This window comes from Paenibacillus sp. FSL R5-0470, assembly GCF_037975205.1.
Taxonomy (GTDB): Bacteria; Bacillota; Bacilli; order Paenibacillales; family Paenibacillaceae; genus Paenibacillus_AQ.
Window position 1 is genome coordinate 3,972,082 of the sequence record NZ_CP150238.1, and the last position, 20,217, is coordinate 3,992,298.

Annotated in this window: 21 protein-coding genes; 2 read left to right on the forward strand and 19 right to left on the reverse strand. The window is 41.8% G+C overall.

The window, feature by feature from the left end:
- Positions 1 to 152: 152 nt before the first annotated feature.
- Entirely contained in the window at positions 153 to 938 is a 786-nt protein-coding gene (locus tag MKY99_RS17425; RefSeq protein ID WP_339265304.1) for an SDR family oxidoreductase, read from the reverse strand.
- Positions 939 to 1,134: 196 nt separating this feature from the next.
- On the opposite strand from MKY99_RS17425, the gene MKY99_RS17430 reads away from it, so the two are divergent.
- Complete coding sequence (locus MKY99_RS17430) at positions 1,135 to 1,788, forward strand: TetR/AcrR family transcriptional regulator (RefSeq protein WP_339265306.1); 654 nt, start codon at positions 1,135 to 1,137, stop codon at positions 1,786 to 1,788.
- Positions 1,789 to 1,850: 62 nt separating this feature from the next.
- Here MKY99_RS17430 and MKY99_RS17435 read toward each other — a convergent pair whose 3' ends face one another.
- The 8 genes from MKY99_RS17435 to MKY99_RS17470 form a co-directional block, all read right to left on the reverse strand.
- The gene (locus MKY99_RS17435) at positions 1,851 to 2,672 is read right to left on the reverse strand and encodes an ABC transporter permease (protein WP_076286724.1); all 822 of its coding nucleotides are present in this window, start codon (positions 2,670 to 2,672) and stop codon (positions 1,851 to 1,853) included.
- On the reverse strand, positions 2,669 to 3,703 hold the full coding sequence (locus MKY99_RS17440; protein ID WP_339265309.1) for an ATP-binding cassette domain-containing protein: 1,035 nt from the start codon (positions 3,701 to 3,703) through the stop codon (positions 2,669 to 2,671). Before MKY99_RS17440 ends, MKY99_RS17435 begins: the two co-directional genes overlap by 4 nt.
- A gap of 429 nt (positions 3,704 to 4,132) precedes the next feature.
- A complete protein-coding gene (locus tag MKY99_RS17445; protein ID WP_042128608.1) occupies positions 4,133 to 4,465 on the reverse strand; it encodes a metalloregulator ArsR/SmtB family transcription factor in 333 nt (110 codons plus the stop codon).
- Between the two features lies 1 nt (position 4,466).
- On the reverse strand, positions 4,467 to 4,889 hold the full coding sequence (locus tag MKY99_RS17450) for an SRPBCC domain-containing protein (protein ID WP_042189115.1): 423 nt from the start codon (positions 4,887 to 4,889) through the stop codon (positions 4,467 to 4,469).
- Positions 4,890 to 5,007: 118 nt separating this feature from the next.
- Positions 5,008 to 5,373, reverse strand: a complete 366-nt coding sequence (locus MKY99_RS17455) for a cupin domain-containing protein (protein ID WP_076286748.1) — start codon at positions 5,371 to 5,373, stop codon at positions 5,008 to 5,010.
- Between the two features lie 29 nt (positions 5,374 to 5,402).
- Complete coding sequence (locus tag MKY99_RS17460) at positions 5,403 to 6,386, reverse strand: iron-siderophore ABC transporter substrate-binding protein (RefSeq protein WP_339265312.1); 984 nt, start codon at positions 6,384 to 6,386, stop codon at positions 5,403 to 5,405.
- An 86-nt stretch (positions 6,387 to 6,472) separates the two neighbouring features.
- The gene (locus tag MKY99_RS17465; protein WP_339265314.1) at positions 6,473 to 7,300 is read right to left on the reverse strand and encodes an AraC family transcriptional regulator; all 828 of its coding nucleotides are present in this window, start codon (positions 7,298 to 7,300) and stop codon (positions 6,473 to 6,475) included.
- A gap of 282 nt (positions 7,301 to 7,582) precedes the next feature.
- Positions 7,583 to 8,401, reverse strand: coding sequence for a MerR family transcriptional regulator (locus tag MKY99_RS17470; protein WP_339265316.1), 819 nt, complete (start codon positions 8,399 to 8,401; stop codon positions 7,583 to 7,585).
- 114 nt (positions 8,402 to 8,515) lie between these two features.
- Between MKY99_RS17470 and MKY99_RS17475 the strand changes: the two genes are divergently transcribed.
- Entirely contained in the window at positions 8,516 to 10,024 is a 1,509-nt protein-coding gene (locus MKY99_RS17475) for an MFS transporter (RefSeq protein ID WP_339265318.1), read from the forward strand.
- Positions 10,025 to 10,117: 93 nt separating this feature from the next.
- Here MKY99_RS17475 and MKY99_RS17480 read toward each other — a convergent pair whose 3' ends face one another.
- The 10 genes from MKY99_RS17480 to MKY99_RS17525 all read right to left on the reverse strand — a co-directional run bounded on the left by MKY99_RS17480 (position 10,118) and on the right by MKY99_RS17525 (position 20,186).
- Entirely contained in the window at positions 10,118 to 10,738 is a 621-nt protein-coding gene (locus tag MKY99_RS17480; protein ID WP_339265321.1) for a glycerol-3-phosphate acyltransferase, read from the reverse strand.
- The gene (locus MKY99_RS17485) at positions 10,738 to 11,829 is read right to left on the reverse strand and encodes a glycosyltransferase family 2 protein (RefSeq protein WP_339265323.1); all 1,092 of its coding nucleotides are present in this window, start codon (positions 11,827 to 11,829) and stop codon (positions 10,738 to 10,740) included. The genes MKY99_RS17480 and MKY99_RS17485 overlap by 1 nt, the downstream gene beginning before the upstream one ends.
- A 65-nt stretch (positions 11,830 to 11,894) precedes the next feature.
- Complete coding sequence (locus MKY99_RS17490; RefSeq protein WP_042189135.1) at positions 11,895 to 13,097, reverse strand: MFS transporter; 1,203 nt, start codon at positions 13,095 to 13,097, stop codon at positions 11,895 to 11,897.
- A 19-nt stretch (positions 13,098 to 13,116) separates the two neighbouring features.
- Complete coding sequence (locus tag MKY99_RS17495) at positions 13,117 to 14,145, reverse strand: ROK family protein (protein ID WP_339265325.1); 1,029 nt, start codon at positions 14,143 to 14,145, stop codon at positions 13,117 to 13,119.
- 165 nt (positions 14,146 to 14,310) lie between these two features.
- A complete protein-coding gene (locus MKY99_RS17500; RefSeq protein ID WP_339271696.1) occupies positions 14,311 to 14,799 on the reverse strand; it encodes a GNAT family N-acetyltransferase in 489 nt (162 codons plus the stop codon).
- 29 nt (positions 14,800 to 14,828) lie between these two features.
- Positions 14,829 to 16,031 (reverse strand): Gfo/Idh/MocA family oxidoreductase, encoded by a 1,203-nt coding sequence (locus tag MKY99_RS17505; protein ID WP_076118940.1) that lies wholly within the window; start codon positions 16,029 to 16,031, stop codon positions 14,829 to 14,831.
- Positions 16,028 to 16,888 carry a metallophosphoesterase family protein gene (locus MKY99_RS17510; protein WP_042189144.1) on the reverse strand — a complete coding sequence of 287 codons (861 nt, stop codon included), beginning with the start codon at positions 16,886 to 16,888 and terminating at the stop codon, positions 16,028 to 16,030. Before MKY99_RS17510 ends, MKY99_RS17505 begins: the two co-directional genes overlap by 4 nt.
- Positions 16,889 to 16,900: 12 nt before the next feature.
- Positions 16,901 to 17,737, reverse strand: a complete 837-nt coding sequence (locus MKY99_RS17515) for a carbohydrate ABC transporter permease (protein ID WP_339271698.1) — start codon at positions 17,735 to 17,737, stop codon at positions 16,901 to 16,903.
- 84 nt (positions 17,738 to 17,821) lie between these two features.
- Positions 17,822 to 18,712: a sugar ABC transporter permease gene (locus MKY99_RS17520; protein WP_339265330.1), complete on the reverse strand. Its 891-nt coding sequence runs from the start codon at positions 18,710 to 18,712 to the stop codon at positions 17,822 to 17,824.
- Between the two features lie 103 nt (positions 18,713 to 18,815).
- Positions 18,816 to 20,186: an ABC transporter substrate-binding protein gene (locus MKY99_RS17525; protein WP_339265332.1), complete on the reverse strand. Its 1,371-nt coding sequence runs from the start codon at positions 20,184 to 20,186 to the stop codon at positions 18,816 to 18,818.
- Positions 20,187 to 20,217 lie beyond the last annotated feature (31 nt).

Genomic DNA, 20,217 nt, shown 5'->3' on the forward strand with positions numbered 1-20,217 from the left:
CTATTTTTATATCATAGTACCATCGAAGGACATAAAGAAGTAGGGTTAGAATTCGGAGTTAGGCAATTAACTTTTAAAAAAAGCCGCTATCATGGAGTAATCCATAGATAACGGCTCTTTATTTTACATCATCGAAGCAAAATGTTGACTTATTAATGTCGCGTACGGAGCATACGTCCAACTAAATAAAGCATTTGTTTACGTGTGAAAAAACGTGACATTTGAGCTGAAATATAGTTTGAAAATCCTGGGACAACAAATATTTTTTTTGCCTGAAGCGACCGAAGAGCCACTTGAACCACATTTTCTGGAGTATCTCGCTTCCCTACTGAAGCTTCATCGGCTCCTACAACATTAAAAAATTCTGTTTCCGTAGACCCCGGACATAACGCAAGAAATTGTACTCCCCGTTTCCGATTTTCCTCCCATAGTGCTTGTGTAAATGATAATACAAAAGCTTTTGTCGCTCCATATACAGCCATATTAGGGAGAGGTTGAAATGCTGCTGTTGATGCAACGTTTATAATCACTCCGCTTTTTCTTCTTAACATCTCTGGCAAAAATAAATGGGTTAGATCTACTACCGCCAAAACATTTAGCATCACCTCTTCATGTTGTCTCGAACCAGATAGTTGTTCAAAAAGCCCATACGTAGCAAAACCTGCATTATTAATAAGAATATCAACGTTCAGACCACGTTCCATACATTGTTGATAGAGCCTGCTAGGAGAACCTTCTTGCGATAAATCAGCAACGATAACCTCCGCTTGAATATGAAATTCTCTTTGTAATTTTTCCGCTAAAGCAATCAATTTATCTTCGGAACGGGCGACTAATATCAAATGACTTCCTTTGGCTGCAAGTTCTTGAGCAAACGCTTCACCTATTCCTGAAGAAGCACCTGTAATCAACGTCCATTTATTTTGAATTGTAATCATTGCTATCATCTCTCCCTTTAATGACCATCTAGAAACAGTGTTTCAATATGAATCATTGTATCCAAGTGAGGTTGCGTTGTCAAATAAAATTCTACATTTAATTATTGGCTATTTCTCTTCTACATCAGTAAAATAAGGTTTAGAAATAACGGCTATTTGAAAAAGCTAAAGTAAAGTTCTAAGGAAGTGAAACTACATGCAAAAATCGTCCAAAATATCTTCTATAGATGCTCAATCCGTTACAACCTACCCAAAAGCAAAACTACAGCATGCAGAAATATTAAGACTGAATATTATCGAAGCCGCTGCGGCCATTATGCATGAATCCGGACCTGAAGGTGTAACCATTCGCAAGGTTGCTGAAAAAATGGAATGTCCCACAAAAATCATTTATAACTTGTTTGGAAACAAGGAAGGTTTAGCGAAGGAGCTTTTTCTGCAAGGGTGTAAATTGTTGGCCGCTGCCTTTCAAGCGGTTCCAAAACAAGACAATCTAAATTTATATCTTCGCGATCTTGGACAAGCTTATTGGGATTTCTCACGGAATCATACCAGCTATTATATGGTTATGTTTGGAGGGGCTTTTAGCGAGTTCAAACCGGAGGAAGAAAGTTTACATGCTATCTTCACGGCACTTCAACAAGTAATAGCCCTTATTACAGAAGCCATCGAACAAGGGTTTATAGAGGACAAAGATCCCCTCCTTGTTGTGAATCTGGTGTGGGCATCGTTGCATGGCGTCATTCATCTGCATTTGGGGGGACATATTCAAAATGAGGAAGCTGCTAAAACATTGTATGATAGATCAGTATCCAATTTAATCCATACGTTCTTTAGAAGCGATAATTAAAAAAGAAGCTTTTTTGCGGCTAATACAAAAAAACGGCATTTCTGCCGTTTTTTCATTTCATATTATGTCCGGCGCATATAAGCACGAACTGTAATTGGTGCAAAAATCGCAACGATGACAGCTGCTCCGATCAGAGAGATTACGAAATCCCAGCCTACGGTACCATTGTTAGTAAGCTCCCGCACCGCGGTCACCAAATGTGAGATCGGATTGACTTTAACAAACCATTGAAGCCAGCTAGGCATTGTATCTACCGGTACGAATGCGTTAGACAGAAACGTAAGCGGGAACAGTACAATCATCGAGATCCCTTGTACACTTGAGGCTGTTCTTGCAATGACACCAAAGAATGCAAAGATCCAGCTAATCGACCAAGCACAGACAATAACAAGAAGTGCCGCTATAGCAACATGCCCCAGCCCTCCCTCGGGCCGTAATCCCATAATATAACCCATGGTGAAAGTGAGCACAGTCGCTATCGTATACCGAATCGTATCTGCTAATAAAGCACCTGCTAACGGAGCTATCCTTGCAATTGGCAGTGATTTAAATCGGTCAAACACACCTTTATCCATATCCTCACGTAATTGAACTCCAGTAACGATCGAAGTAGTAATTACGGTCTGAACGAGAATACCAGGAATGATAACAGGCAAATAGCTAGCAATGTCACCAGAGATGGCTCCACCAAAAATATAGGTAAACATCAGAGTAAAAATAATAGGCTGAAGCGTAACATCGAATAATTGCTCAGGTGTTCGCCGTATTTTTAGTATACCTCTATACGCCATTGTGAATGAATTTCGTATACTCTGTCTGAGACTCGTATGGTTTTTCAATTGTCTTGTAGTTCCTGAGTTTATTGCAGAAGTTCTTGTACTCATACTCTTACTGCCTCCTTCTTGTTTGACTGCCCAGACGCATTTGAAGCGTTATCTGTTACACCCTGACCCGTGATTGTTAAGAATACTTCATCAAGTGTTGGTTTCTGCACACTCACCTCTGCAAGTGGAATGCCTGCTTCGCGCAGAGCAATAAGTAGGTCAGTCACTAAATCCGCGTTCGCCATCGGTGCAGAAATCTGCCCTTCCTCCAACGAAGACACATTGGATTGGACATGCAGAACATGTTCTACAAGCTGACGAGCTTGTTTAAAATCCTTTAGCTCTCGGACCTTCAATAGTAAAGATGTGGTACCCACGGATGATTTCAGCTCATCCACAGTGCCCTCGGCGACGACTTGCCCACGGTCAATAACTGCCACCCGGTCTGCTAGTTGATCTGCTTCTTCAAGGTACTGCGTCGTTAAAAGAACTGTTGATCCTGTATTCACCAATCGGCGAATCGTATCCCACATCTGTGAGCGTGTACGCGGGTCAAGCCCTGTAGTTGGCTCATCCAAGAAAATCAACGGTGGCTGAGCAATTAGGCTTGCTGCCAGATCCAGACGACGACGCATACCACCAGAGAAATTTCTTAGTGGACGCTTAGCCGCCTCTGTCAAACCAAACTCTTCAAGCAGTTCAGCAGCTTTTTGTCGTGCCTCCGCGCGGCCAAGTCCTAACAAACGCGAGAAGATGATCAAATTTTCCGTAGCACTAAGTGACTCATCTACCGAGGCGTATTGTCCTGTCACACCAATTAATTGCCGCACTATCTGCGATTCCTTCACTACATCATGTCCGAAGATTCGCGCTGAACCTGCATCAGGGCGAAGTAAGGTCGCCAGCATCCGTATGACGGTAGTTTTTCCGGCTCCATTTGGACCAAGAACTCCATAGATCGTACCTGCTTTTACGTTTAAATTCACCCCATCCACAGCGCGATTGTCACCAAATGTTTTGACGAGTCCACGCGCCTCGACGGCCCAATCTCCAGGGTTGTGCTCAATTATTTTTTTGCGTTCATTAACCATTACAATTCCTCCAACGTTTTAGTTTGTATTGTGATGCTAACTCCCTTTTATAAACTGAATTTAAACGAAGGTTTAAACTGAGTTTATAAATGAGATATGCTTTCCGTTGAAAGCTATCCTGTAAATGCAGAAATAACGGTGTAGCTCAATGCTACGCCGTTTATTCTTTCAAAAATGCTTCTGCCTTGTCCTTATGTTCATCTGGAATGCTAACGGACTCCATGGAGCTTTATCGGACTGAAAGTACACAATATTGCCCCTGATAATGATGATTAACGTCTCTCTAGTCCGCAACTCGCCCCAAATGCCTCAAAATGAGCAAATAGCAGTTCATATGTATATACGAATCCATTATATCTGTTTCATTTAAATATTTTTGCACAATGCATCAAAAAAACCGAGAAGCGCGATCTCACGCCTCTCGGTTTATCATTCATTGTTATGATCTGCTTCAACATATTCTTTAAGCGCAAACAGTTTATTAGCCCAGTATTGTTCAAAAAAGGTAAGCCAATCTTGAAGCTCCAGTAGAGGCTCTGGCTGAAGCTTGTACCTAGTCTCCCGACCGACTTTCTGACTGCTAACAAGCTGTGCATCGGACAATACTTGTAAATGCTTATTAACAGCGGTTCGGCTGATCGGGTAGCAGTCCGAGATGGATGCTATGGACATTTCCTTATTAGCAAGCAGCTTTAGCAGACTGCGGCGGGTAGGATCTGCTATCGCTTGAAATACATCATGTCCAGATTCAGCGACTGGCATCTTAAGCCTCGATATAAGCAGGAAGTTTTTCTTGGACGATTTTCTCCCAGCCGCCGTTCATAAAGCCACGAACGATTGGATGCGGTTGACCAAATTCAGTTACCTTTTCAGGGTCCCATCCAGAATGAATCACGGTGAACTCCGTTTTCCCATTAATCTCTTTCAATTCAAAAGCAAGATGCCAATCCTTCCCCCAATTAAAACCGACACGATTCGGTTCATCAATCTCTGTAACTTTACATGGGGAATCCCCGAATTGTCCAGCATGTAGAATGAACTCATGACCTACCACTGGCTCGAATGTACTTGGCATCCACCAGGCAGCTATTCCTTCAGCAGTGGAAACAGCTTTCCATACTTTTTCAATTGGCGCATTGAGTGTAATTGTTTGACGAATATCTTGTAGTGGTCCTTGAGTTTGCATAAATTTCCTCCAAAATTCATTTTAATGTAACACCTTCTGGTTTCATTTTTATTATAACACCATTTGGTGTTATGTCAATTTGCAGAAACCTTAAGGGAATAGCGGAGGAAAGCCTTAACTAGATCCAAGTATCATTGGCTGCTGTTAATTCGGACTCAGTACCGCCAGTGTTTACTACGCTTCTAGGCTCCACCAACATGATATGGCATTCCTTTTCGGCGGAAGGCTTCATCTCGACTCCCTTTGGGAGAATAAACATCTCACCCTTGGAGATTTTAACCTGACCATCACGGAAATCAATGATCATCTCCCCTTCGAGCGTGAAAAATACCTTATCGGTATCTTGATGAACATGCCATTCAAAATCCCCAGTGATCTTAATAAGTTTAAATTGATAGTCATTCATTTCACCAATGACTTTCGGAGACCAAAGGTCGTTAAATTTAGATAACTTATCTTTCAGATTAATAGCTTGATAATGGATAGTAATCACTCCTTATTTTCCTCAACTTATTAGCGCTTAAGCAAGGCGGATAATATATTTTGTAAAGCGTAATTAATAGCTAATGGTCCACCAGTAATAGCGGAATTATCCATTAAATAGACATTGCCTTTCTTTACGGCATTCATAGCATTCCACACATTACTTTGTTTTAAGTTATTCATTAATTCCTCCTTTTTTGTAATGTCACCTATAAGGAAAATATGGTCTGCTTGAACAGTTGATATTCCTTCAAACGAAGTAAACTCATTATTATTTCCTGTATATGTATCATCCGGTGTAAGCCCCAGTCCCTTTTCTTTATCAAAAGCAAGTTTATAGACCGGATTCCCTTCACCTAGAACATTAAAAGTTTTTCCATCCCAAGACAATATAAGCGATACTGTCTCTCTTTCCATCGACTTTAATGTTTCACGCCCAGTTGTAATATCTTTCATCATTTTATCAATTACTTTTTCCGCTTCGTCTTCTTTGCCAATAATCATGGCTACTGTACGGAGTCCATATTGCCAATCTTCATAGATGTCCTTGTATTTTAATGTAATGACTGGTGCAATTTTATCTAGTGAATCATACACTGCTTCATGATGCTCTGTTGCTAAAATATAATCAGGATTAATCGATAGAATTTTCTCAATGCTTGGAGACACTTTATCTCCTAGTTCTTCAGCTGAATCCAGCTTTCCTTTTAAATAAGATAAAGAAGATAGATAATCTTTTTCTGTAGATGCAACAGGTGGCTCACCTAATGCAACTAATATTTCAGGATAAAAATACCATAGCGAGGCTATTTTTTCCGGTTTTTTCTCGATAACAATTTCTTTACCTAAGGCATCCTTAAATGTTCTTGGCCAATCAGCTGCATCTACATTAACTGCTGTTGAAGATACGCCTTCTTTAGTTGATTCTTTATTTTCAGCAGGTGTTTCAGTACAACCCGCTAGTATACCTGCTAATAATAGTGTTGCGACTAGCAGTCCTCTAATCTTTTTCATTCGAAATTCCTCCAACATAATGGTTTCTTTGCTTAACCATTATTATAGTAGAGTACTTTTTAGATAAGAATGGATGCAGGTTGAATTCACCATGGATTATTGATGAACTTCTCTCGATATTCGGTAGGTGAAATGCCACATTGTTTTTTGAACACTCTACTAAAATAAAAGGGGTCAGCCATTCCAACGGTTTGCGCAATTTGTTGTACAGGCGCATCACTTGTAAATAGCATTTCTTGCGCTATATTTATACGATATTTTAATAAATATTCTGCTGGTCCCATACCGGCATGTGTTCTAAATACGTAAGAAAGTCGATTTCGATTAACGTTATTTTGTTCTGCAAGCGAAGCTATTGTAAAACTTTGATAATAGTTTTGATGAATATAATTAGATACCCGTTCGAATAAAGTATGTGATTCACAGCTATCTTCCCTATTAATAACGCATAATAAGGCCTCATTCAGCACTTCGCGAAACAGCATTTCAGTCTGAAACATCGAAATGCCTCCACGCTGATTATACACATGCCAAAGACGCATAATTAATTCAATAAGACGAGGAGATTGACCTGTTAATAATTCAAAATGCTGATGAGAAAAGCTTGACTCTTTTAGTTCTGAGTTACATATCCGATATTGAACAAGAATATATTCCCAATTGGTTCTACCTAACATTTTTTGATCTAGTTTCATTTTTGCACCCCCATGCACAACTTTTCCAGGCGAAAAGATATAAGGCGTGCCATTAAATTTAAATTTAATCTTTCCTGTAAGTGGAAACACAAATCCAGGAAAAGAATCTGTATAGTCAGCGTACGGCACACCTGGATTTTCAGCATATCGATATACTCCTTCTACTTGAAAAGGAGTGTGTGCAAAATGCTCTGCTAACTGATTAACGTCTATCTTCACAATGCATACCTCATTTCAATAGTAGTCTCTTATATGGATAATCATCAACAAAACTCAATCATAGTGCACCAGCTCAGAGGCATTGGCGTCAGTAAGGTGAGCATAAGGATTCACGCCTGTTTACACATTAATAATAATGATTATCATTGTCAATCAATATAGATAATAAAAATGTCGCACCTGGCTAATACTCAAGCCATCAGGTATCCATAAAAAAACGCTTGGAATCCCAAGCGTGTCAGTTTGTAAGCCAATTTTAAAGTCAATCCAATGCTCTAAACCTCAAAAGGTTTGGATCGCAATTTGAATAACATACTTATCCGGATCCCCTACAGCTAAATAACTAAGCAATTCATACTCATAAGCGTTTCCGGTTATGTGTAAATCATTTTCAGCAATATAAGACTTTAGCTTCTCATAGGACGCAGGTAAGGTTTCATAAGATCCCTTGTGATTCATGATCAAATATTTACCCTTTGGCTTAATATAAAGTAATTCACCGTTATGCTTTTCATTGATTTTATTACAATAATAATCCGGGTCATAGTCGCCTTCTTCCAAACTGCTTTTACAAATAATCGAACCTATCGGAAAGTCATATTCAAGATGATGTTCATCGCAATAATCGAAGATTCGATATACTTTTCGTACATGATCCTTCTCACCCTTCTCCTTCGAGAGTCTAACCGCAATAAAATACTCTTCATCACATTCCTCGACCCAGGGTTCTCCACAATTAACATGGAGCGCACGATTCGTATTATCTATAGCCCCTTGTAAAAGCCTCTGCATTCGCTCTAACTTTTTTTGTTCATCAACCAACTGCAGCTGTTTTTGCTTAAGCATGGATAAAAAATGCAATGTGTTTTGATCTTGTATATATTCTTTGATCTCATTCAACGGCGTTCCTGTCCCTTTTAGTACGGCAATAATATCGAAGGTATAAAACTGCTTATAGGAATAATAACGATATCCGTTTTCCTTCACGATCTCCGGTTTTAATATACCAATGTCATCATAATGGAATAACGTATGCTTCGTTACCCCACATACCTTTGCGAACTCACTCGTCGTAAAGTATTGATCATAATCAATAGACATTCAAATCACTCCTCTTGACTATCGGGTTACCCTATACCTCAAAGTACAATAACGGAACACCATTACCTTGTCAAGGTAACGTTATTAGCTACTATCATCTTAGGAGGATTACCTATGTTTTCATCAAATCTATCTAAATTTCAACGCTGGATCGTGCTGGCGATTGTGTCCAGCGCACTCTTTATGATCGTCATCGACATGACCGTACTTTATTCGGTTCTACCACGACTTACGCATGATCTTGCTGCCTCTGCATCGGAAAAACTATGGATCGTAAATATTTATCCACTTGTAATGGCAGGATTATTACTCGGTCTTGGCACACTAGGCGATCGTCTTGGGCATAAAAAACTCTTCGTTATGGGACTTACTATCTTTGGGTTGGCTTCATTAATCGCCGCCTACGCGCCGACACCTCTCGTGCTTATTGCTGCGCGTACCCTACTAGCTATTGGTGCAGCCATGATGATGCCCGCAACACTCTCCATTATTCGAACTACCTTTTCGGATGAGCGTGAGCGTTCACTAGCCGTAGGTATTTGGGCATCTGTCTCCTCTGTAGGAGCAGGAATGGGTCCACTCGTTGGTGGTTTTTTACTGGAACATTTCTGGTGGGGATCTGTGTTCCTCATCAATATTCCTATAGTTATTCTTGCACTGATCTTGGCCATCTTACTAATCCCAAACCTTAAAGGGAATAAGAATAAGAAATGGGATTTCATTGGTTCTGTTCAAATCATGATTGGTCTGGTTGCCCTTGTTTATGCAGTTAAGGAGATCAGCAGACGTGAAGGTTCAATTTCCATCGCTGTGTTATCTGCCGTGATTGGTGTCGTAGCTATGATCATATTTATGCGCCATCAACGTAAGAGCCAGAATCCATTAATAGATTTTGCACTATTTAGAGACTCCCACTTTACTACTGGAGTGGCTACAGCTCTATTGTCTTGTTTTGCACTTATTGGAATGGAATTGATCGTGACTCAACGGCTCCAGCTTGTTCTTGGATATACACCGTTGGAAGCGGGCTTGTACGTTGTATTCACTTCGATAGCGTCCTTCATCTCAGGGATACTCATCGGACTTGTGTTGCATCGAGTGGACAAAGTAAAAGTACAGTGGGTCTGTCTGTTAGTGTCAGGTATAGGAATGGGCACCCTTCTACTCTTCCATGACGGAAATATATTGTTACAATTCGCAGCCTTAATAATTCTGGGTGCAGGTCTTGGGGGAGCCATGACTGCCGCCTCAAATTCAATCATGCTAAATGTCCCCGTCGAAAAAGCTGGCATGGCCGCATCTATAGAGGAAGTATCGTTCGAACTCGGCAGCGCCCTAAGTATTACACTTCTGGGCAGTCTTTCGTCATTCATCTATACAGCATCATTAGTTCTCCCTGATGAACTAACAGTCCCGCCGATCGTTCGCGACAGCCTTGACGAGGCTCTTCTAGCCGCAGAAAATATGCCTTCTGCTGTTGGATCCGCGCTCGTTGAAGCCGCACAATCAGCTTTTGATAAGTCTTTTATTGTTGTCCTTGCCACTGCCACAATCCTTCTGTTAGCTTCTGCGTTTATTATCCGTGCTGCGTCAAAACGTAAATCCTCAATCATAGAACACTAATATTAGAAAAGATGAAGCTACTGCTTCACCAAACAAGGGTGTCTCAACAGCTATGCGATAGCTGCTGGGACACCCTCGTTTATACCGCCTATATTATATTCCTTTTCGTTTCCTTGATGAATACTTCCTCACCCACACTGCCAATTCTAACCTGTGCGTATACACAAGGATCACAAAACTTCCAAACCATACCCACAAGATAGGAGCAGACCATTTACTAATGTACAAAAAAACGGAAAGAAGCAGCATTCCGCTAACCACTTGCACACCATCCGATACAGGTGAATTTCCTCTGCTTTTGAACCAACTGCTGAGCATTTTCAGCACTGCTAAAATGACTGCTAGCGCTAAAGAAGCTTTGAATCCTGTCAATGCACTCCATACCCCAAAGGTTACGGCAATTGCCTTCCCACCTTTTCCTTTAAGAAAGGGAGAGAAGGCATGACCCGCAATTGGAGCTAAGGCTAACGGAATAATGAAATACCCCTGACTATAATGACTTCCCATTACCCATAGAAGAGGTAGATACCCTTTTAAAAAATCCAATATAATCCCCAAGATGCCGAATTTATAGCCTGACGACTTCCATAGATTCAAAGCCCCTGGATTACCGTCGCCAATGTTTTTCAGGTTCTTTTTACGCGCTAGACCAAGCCAATAGGAAAACATAAGAGATCCCGACAAAAATAAACCCGCGACCCACAATATGATCATTAGTCCCTATGGCCTCCCACCTGGATATGCCTTCCTTTCCAGCTTACATGCCTCAGAAAAACAACCTGATAAATCGAATACAGCATGATCAAGATAAAGAAAACAGTTGCTACCACGTGAAATACAGGAATAACGATGCCAAATACACCTACATATTTTATAAAATAAAAGAGCTGGAACATATAAAGGAGATAACCGATCAATAAAGGCATAAACCATGAAGTATTCGCAAAAATAAACACGGTTTCTGAGATGATGAGTCCGATCACCCAAAGCGCGATTGGAATAATTGTTCGCGGACTTATCGTTGAAGTGCTTAAGACAGCCCCTTTACTGAACCCTTCAATTTCACTTTTGATTCCCTTCGGATACATGCGAAACGATACTAAGCCATACCCGATATAATTGGTGATCGGAACACCTGCCGCAATAAATTTCTCTCCTAAAGACAAATCATCCAGCACTTCAGATCTAATGCTTTGATGGCCATTAACTTTTTCATAATCCTGCCTTAATGCTAGAATACACGAGCCGTACAGCCCTTTTTTGGCGTTATTCCTTTCAAAAACTGAGGTGAACGTGAAGATCCCCAGCATATTCATGATTAGGGCGAGCCTCTCAAACAGCTTTTCTGTATGATGAAAAGGAACTACCGAAATGACGCCTTTCGATAGCTCCCTTGCTTTTAATAATGAAGCCAAGGCGTTAGGCTTTAATCGGATATCCGCATCCAAAAAAGCAAAAATATCGCCCGAGGCCTGTAAATATCCATTCCATACTGCCCAGCTCTTACCCGTCCACCCCTCAGGGAGACTGCTGTTCGCAATAACCTTAACTCCATAGCTCTCAGCAATTTCTTTGGTCCGATCCTCCGAGAAGTCATCTACAACAATAATTTCATAGGGTGTAATGGTCTGAGACTGAAGTGAATCGAGCAAAAAGCGCAAATTATATTCTTCATTCCTTGCGGGAATGATGATGGACAATTTCTCCGGTCCTTGAATAGGCTCGTGATAATTGGTCAAAGTATTCTTTCTGAACAAAATAAAACCGGAGAGACATCCAACGCCTATAACCATTAACAACCACATTACGGTTCCCCCCCTTCTACATCTATATATATGAAGGGTTAGTCCGTAATATATTCATTTCAAATTTAACCTACATTTACTTTAGCTGAGTATTTATTAAGCTTTTCTGTACATAAAAGCATGACGATAGCGAAAAAAACGATCATCGCAGGAAAAATACCCAACGTAAAATTCGAGGCCAGTAAACCGATAAATGGCGGTACCAGCGTGGTACCAGTATAAGCTGTTGCCATCTGAAAGCCCATAATTGACTGAGCATGCTTCTTCCCGAATCGTACAGGGGTTTCATGTAGCATACATGGGAAAATAGGGGCTAAACCCAGACCGATAATCATAAACCCTACCAGCGAAACTATCGTTGGAAGCGGTAATACTAAGAGCACTGTACCGATTAAAGCAATGAGCTGGCCATATCGTATTAGCTGTTTATTACTCATTCTAAACGTAATGAAGCCCGTCACCATTCTGCCGAAGGTAATCCCTAGATAAAATACCGATACCCATGTCGCTGCAGTGGATGCAGGGATGTCTTTGATATTTACTAGAAAGCTGCTCCCCCATAACCCCATACTCGTTTCGATGGCAGAATAAAATAAGAAGGTTAACATCGCAAGCTTAACCCCTCTTAGTTTCCAAGGTTTTGTGTTCTCAGCAGCTTGCTCTAGCTCCGGATGATTGAGCTCATGTTCGCTATCAGCGTTCAGGTTGCTATTGTTTCCAGCCACTCTATCCCATAAAGGCAGCGTAACGAAGAGAATTACAACTAAGCTCAATTGAATATAAGCAACCGTAAGATAACCTTCTCGCCAAAGACCTTCACCAGAGATAAAAGAACCCATAATAATCGGACCCAGCGTCGCGCCCACTCCCCAGAAACAATGTAACCAACTCATATGATGGGCTTTATAGTGCGTAGCAACATAACTGTTTAATCCGGCATCTACAGATCCCGCACCTAAACCGAGTGGAATCGCAGCAACAATTAGCCATACTAACGAAGGTGACCATGCAAAACCAAATAAAGCTACAGCCGTCATAATACAGCTTACAAGGGTCACTTTCCCCGTACCAAAACGTTTAAGGATTGTACCACTCATCAAACTGGAGACAATTGTGCCTACTGCAATAACCATCGAAAGGATACCAGCAGTACCTAATGAGGCATTTAGATCTAATCTCATTACCGGCCATGCGGATCCAAGCAATGAATCTGGTAGTCCTAAACTAATAAATGCTAAATAAATAATAATAAGAAAAAAAGTAGCCATCGTTATCTCCTTAAGGGTTCTAATCTATTTGTTGTGAAACTAATAAACCTAATCCAAGACTTTGTAATCCATTCAGATAATCACGCTTCAAGTCACTTACCGCTAATTCCGGAATATGTTCCTTAGGAACGTATGTAGCAGTTCGATCGGCGATTTGATTAAGCATAGCTGGAGCTAATTCATCCTCACAAAAAATAATATAATGCGGATTCAAAATAGAGGTCATAGTAGCCACTAACCGACTAATCGCATCTACTTTATGATCCGGCTGCATGCTTGATCCACCCTGATCTCCAGTTAATGCTTCTATGAAATTTCTATTGTCATACTGGGGCATGTATTGAACTTCCCCTGAAAAAAACGTCTTTCCCCGAACAATTTCACCATTAACGGCTATCCCAGCTCCCGGTCCGTTTTTCCCTAAATACAGATACATCAAAGAAATATTCTCCTTCAAATTTCTTTGCGCCATATAACCGATTACAGCGGCATTCATATCATTTTCCACGATTGTCGGGATAGAGAGCTGATCTTCTATACATCTTTTCAAATCTAGATTCTGATATTTCGCATAACCTGGGATCAGAAAAATCTTTCCGTGTTTCACCGCACCTGGAACACCAATCGCCACTGATTGAATCTTGGGATTAGCCTTTTTTTCACCTTCGATAAGCGAGACCAGTGTACTAACGTCTTCCTCAAGAATACTAGGTAAATTCCCTTCTTTTACAACATCGCCAATGCAATTATAGATCGTATAGTTTGTTTCATTTTTTTCCAAAAAAATAGCCATCCCTAATCGGTAATTTGGATTATAGGCATATCTTATTGCCCTTCTTCCGCCACTAGACTCATCAAGGCCAATGATCATTACTTCCCCAATCTCTTCCATCTGCATTAGAAATTTACTGATCGTTGGAAAACTGTATTGTAATCTTTGACGTAACTCCGCCTTCGTAGCCCTTCCTAATTCTAATAATGCTGTTCGAATATTTCGAATAATTTCAGATTTGAGTTGCTGTGAAGGAAGTCTTTTATCACTTGCCATGGCTCTCCCACCTATAGTCATACTGACTTATTAAATGCATTTAATAAGTCAGTATGACTATAGCAGGAATACTTCTTAACGACAACATAATTTTTGGATGCTGCCCTTTCTGAAACTCTAGCATGAATAAAGGGGCATGAAGCCCCCCCCTAATTATCAACAAATTCAAAGCCTTTGCAGGATTCGTTCCCATCTTTCAGGATGGCTTTCATCCAAGTACACAGGCTGAAATCCTAATTTCAAATAAATGCGGATGGCGGGCAGTCTGAAATCATCGGTTTCTAAACATGCCGCCGTTCCCCCTGAATCTCTTATTTTGTGCAAGACAGCTAGACTCACAGCATAGCCGAGACCTTTACCAGAATATTCTGGAAGCACTCCAACCATATGCAAGTACCAGTTCTTATTGTCCTCACTACCCGACTCCCAGGCCGTAGCAGTAGCTACAGGTTGATCCCCGCGGCAAATGAACAACAAGCGATCCGAATACAAGGGTACATGATCACTGATTTTATGAGCAAATTTAACTTCCCTTGTAAAAGAATGGCGTATAAGCTCTTCCCAGTTCCGTTCATCATCCGGCTCGAAATGACGAATTAGATACCCGGTAGGACAGTGAAAAACAGGCAAGTCGGACAGCATTTCTTTTTTCATCACAAGTTTGGAAAGGGCCTGATCCACCATCAATTCCTCACTCTCGTTCTAAAATCAGGAAAGGCTATTGCTTTTCCACCATTCTCTACAGATTCCATAGACAATGTAAACACAGAGCTCCAAGTAACGGCATCATATACGTCCACCGAGGGGGTTCGATCCTCCTGAATGGCAGAAATAAATTCTTCAAGCACCATAAAATCGCCTCCGCCATGTTTCGTCCCAGCTGCATATTCGCCCCATTTCATCCATGTCGGGTGATCATAGAGTGGTTGATAACTGCTTAAAGGCTCCCACATTTCCTCTCCATCCGCTATATTTTTGGGCGAGAGATTCTTGAACCAGATCAAATCCTCTTCGTACTGATGGCGGCCCGTAATATACGCTCCCTCAGTTCCTTGCAGTAAATAATGAGTTTTATTATGCGGTCTAACGGAGGACCAGTCTACACGCAGTTCAATCAGTACACCCTTTTCCGTTTGAATGACCGCAACCGCGCTATCCCCTTGCCGCCAGAATCCCTCCCGTGCTGCTGGGTGATCTTTTCCATAATGCTCTCCGAAATAATATTGTAAGGATCTAGATTTGGAAACAAAAGACGAGACGCTTTTTAATCGATCACCCTCAGGCTTATTGAGGTTAATCCATTGCGCAACTGGACCAATAGAATGTGTTGGATAATTGATCCCGTTATACTGCTGATGTAATTGCCCCCGCCAAGTCAGAGAACCATCCGGATGATGAGTCAAATGACGTAAATCATGGATATATCCGCCTTCCAGATAAGTAATTTCACCGAACATGCCTTGATCCGCCATATGTTTAATCGTCAGATTTGAGCGCGAGAAGCAGTAATTTTCAGACATCATATATTTTAGTCCAGTTTGTTCAACAGTTTCGATAAGCTCCCAAGCTTCCTCTAAAGATTGGATCGAAATCACTTCGCTTAGGACATGCTTACCCGCTTTTAAAGCATCAATAGATTGTCTGGCATGCAAATGCATGGGGCTTAAGATAAACACCGCATCTATCGCCGAATCTTTTAACATTTCATGATAATCCCGATACGTTCGGATTTCCGGGAATTTCTCTTTCCATTGGTTAAGCACCCACTCATTCAAGTCACAAGTGGCGGTCAGATGTATCCGATCCGATAGAGAGTACAGTGCATTCATAAAACTGGCTCCGCGATTTCCACCTACGATCGCTAATCTTACTGGCTGACGATTCATTGCTGGTCCACCTGCTTTCTATCCATTTGAAGTCGATTGATGATTAGCTCCTGATCTCTTGTCTCCCCTTCAGCCTGCGGATATTTTTCATAATCAAAAATGCTGAAGGTAAATAATGAAGACCATTTACTCAATTGCTCACTTGCCAGATTCACCATCTCTAACCTGATTTCATCTTCAAGCACAGTAAGGATTCGAGCAGCAGGAATATCCAGGATGGAGGCTGTTTGAATGAAATGCCAGTTTTCTTTTCTAACGATAGAATGCACATGATTATGGCCGTTGAAATAGAAACCCACACCTTGCCATTGCTTCAATATCGGCCAAATGTCCAAGCTAGGATCCAGTGACATCATTGGCTCAGTTGATCTAGCCGTCGTATTATACAAGGGATGATGACCGAAGACGAATAAAGGCTTTTCCGATTTCCGCTTCATTTGTGCTTCGAGCCAAGTCAGCTGTGCATCATCAAGTGTTCCGCTCCAATCGTCACGATTTTCCCGTGCGGTATCCAGCAAAATAATGATTGCATTCGTCTCTTCAATCACACTGTATCGCTGCTGCCGGGTGACGGAAAGGATTTCTTCCTTAGGATAAGTGTACGTATCATGATTACCAAGAACATGTAGAAAACGTCTAGAATGCTTGCTGTCCTTAATCTTACCCATGATATAATTAAATTCGCTAAATTCTCCTGCATGCACCATATCTCCCACGGAAATATGATAATCGGCTGGGATGGACAAAAATAGATTCATAAATTGCTCGTAAAAAGCATCTCGTGCCTCTTTAATCAAAACCTTGTTGTTTAACAATTCGTCCGGGTAATGTAAGTCCCCAATAATCGCCAGCCTCATAAATGCCTCCTCCTAACCTTTAATGCCAGAGCTCATAAAACTACCTATCACTTGCCGCTGAAACAATAAAAATCCAATCATTAAGGGTGCCGACACAATCAATGTAGCCGCACAAACATCGGACCATTGTGCACCCGACTCTGTGGCTTTTGCGAACATCGCCAAGCCTACAGTTAATAAGCGATTCTCCTCAGAATTGGTTACAATAAGGGGCCACAAGAAATCATTCCAATGAAAGCTGACCGACACGATCGCAAAGGACACATAAATCGGGCGTGACAGTGGGACATAGATTCTTGAAAGAATATGCAGGCGTGAGGCGCCTTCCACCCGGGCAGCTTCATCCAGCTCATAGGGTAATTGCTTGAAGGATTGCCTTAACAGAAACACTCCAAAGGAGGAGGCAAAGTAAGGTAGCATAATCCCCAGCTTGGTGTCCAGCAGACCCATTTCGTTCAACACCTGATAGTTGGAAAAGATAAGTACATCCGGCGGCACCATAATTTGCACCAAAAATAACATGAATAACAGATCTTTTCCGAAGAATCGTACCCGTGCAAACGCATAAGCAGCCATCGTCATTGTAACGAGTTGCACAGCAAGCACAACACCGCACACAAGCAATGTATTCATGAAAAATCGTCCAAAAGGCGCTCCATTCCAGACATGAATCAAATTCTCAAACGTGAAGTCCCAAGACCATCCCGCATCGATAGCGACGTCTTTGGGTAGAAAAGCCGTTCTGACCACCCATAGGAAGGGAATGATCCAAGCCGCGGCAAACGTAAATCCAACCGCATGCCACAGTATCTGCCCGATTCGGCGCTTCGTTCTTTCGGAGTTCAGCATGCGCTCCTCTTCTAAAGCTTTGCGTGTATTCTGCCTTAACACTAAGGGCAGCTTTAGTGGATTATCCTCCATAGATTCCACCTCCTATTCATAATGGATTTTCCGATCCCAGCCAAAAAACTGCAAAGAGGAAATCAGGAGCAGTAGCACGATCATGACCACCGTCATCGATGCGGCCATCCCTTGATCGTAGAAATTAAAGGTGGACTCGTAGATATAATAAAGCAGCAGGTTACTTGCATTATTCGGACCGCCTTTTGTCATAATCCAGAGATGGTCTACCAGCTTAAAAGAATTGGTTATCGCCACAACAGCCACGAACAACGTAGTCGGCATCGTGAGCGGAATTGTGATTCTGCGGATGGAAGTGAATGTACCGACTCCACTTACTGCAGCCGCTTCATATAAATCCTTGGGAATCTGCTGCATTCCTGCTAAATAAAAAATCATAAAATATCCGGCTTCTTTCCAAATCATCATGATGACTAATGCGCCCATCACCGTATCAGGTGTTCCCAGCAAATTCACAGGCTGATCCGCAATCCATGAAGCCAGTCTGGCAAAGAGCCCAAAATGAGGGGTATACAGAAACAACCAGATGTTCGCCACAGCGATCATCGGGATCATATTCGGATAGAAAAATGAAAGACGTGCCAGTCCCCGCCCTTTTATCGCCTTGTCGGCAAACAGTGCCATCAAGAAAGCCAAAGCTAATGAAGTGGGTACTGTGCCAATGGCGAACCATATATTGTTACTGAACACCTTCATAAAGACATTGTCGTGCAATAGATTAGCGTAATTGTCAAAACCGACGAACAAAGGCTCAGGAGTCGCCAAATTTTTCTCGTAAAAGCTAAGCCAGAACGATTTAAACATAGGGTAATAAGTAAACAAGTAAAGAAAGAGCAGCGAAGGCAACACTAGTCCCCAGCCAAATCCGTTTCGTCTAAGCCTCTCACTCCATTTGGCATTCATACCATTCAATCCTTCCTTGATTAAGGTTTCTACGATTAATGAATATAGTAATGACGCCAGAACAAGCTATCGAGCCGTCCTGGCGTATTCCATACCTCAAAGCTTACTTATTGAAGGGAGCAAGTGCCTGTTCTGCTTCTGCTTGAGCCTTTTTAAGTGCACCTGCTGCATCAATCTCTCCTGCCAATGCCGCTTGAATCTGGTTCGTAATTGCCGTCGATACTTTACCATGATTATGAGTGGACAATTCCCGGAACGCATATTCCAATTGATCTCTCGCTACCAATGCTTGCGGGAAATCCGCCGTATACTTCTTCATAGCATCTGTATCATATGCAGATTTTCTTACGCCAACATAACCGGATGAGCTGCTAAAGAGGGCAGCTTGTTCTGAAGCCGTCATATATTTGGCAAATTCCCAAGCTGCAGCTTGTTTTTCAGGAGATGTGTCCTTGAAAATATACAGGTTACCTCCTCCAGTAGGTGATCCAAATTGCTTTTGTGCGGGTGGGAACGCTACTCCGAATTCGAACTTCGCGTTATTTTTTACATTGGTTAAATTGCCGCTTGTATGCATCATCATGGCTGTTTTGCCTTGAATGAAATCTGTCGGAACGGTTGCCCAATCAATAACACCTTCCGGCATCGCCTTGTATTTATGGGACAAATCTAACCAGAATTGCAATGCCTCCACATTCTCCGGCGTATCGAACATCGCTTTTTTGCCATCGGAGGACATTATGTTTTGCTTCGGATCGGAAGCATTTTGCCGTGCAAGCATTTGAAACATCCAATACGAATCATCATTGCCCGGAATTTCCAGCCCCACGTGACCGTCTTTGTTCAGCTTCTTAGCATAGGTTACAAGCTCATCCCATGTAGTGGGTGGTTTCTCTGGATCAAGTCCTGCGGCTTTGAACATTTCTTTGTTGTAGTACATAACAATCGTGCTTCGCTGAAAAGGCAGGCTGTACGTTTTACCTTCAGACTGTGTATCCTCTACAAAGGCGGGATAAAAATCAGCCATCTGTATATCCGTGTCCTTTGCAATAAAATCATCCAGCGGAATGATTGCATTCATATCGAGCATACTGTACAGCTCTGTTGACATCATGACCGCGACATCCGGTGGCTGTTTGGCCTGTACACCCGCTTGAATTTTCACGGTATTGTCACCGTAATTACCTGTGTACACGGGATTAACCTTAATTTCCGGGTGCTGCTCCATGAATGCACTAGCCATCCCATCGATTACTTTTGTAAGAGGACCACCAACATTAACCGGATAATAAAATGTAATCTCCACCGGCTTAGCGGCCGGAGTCTCTGTGGATTCCGAAGTTGCAGCGATTGCTGTGGGTTGAGCGGTATTTTCTTTGGCTTCAGCCGTACTGTTATTAGATTGTCCGCAGCCCGCTACTGCTAGCATTGAGACGGATAGCAGTGTTAGAATAGTTTTGGTTTGCTTTAGCATTTCTGTTAGCCCCTTTTTTCGCTTGGATTTG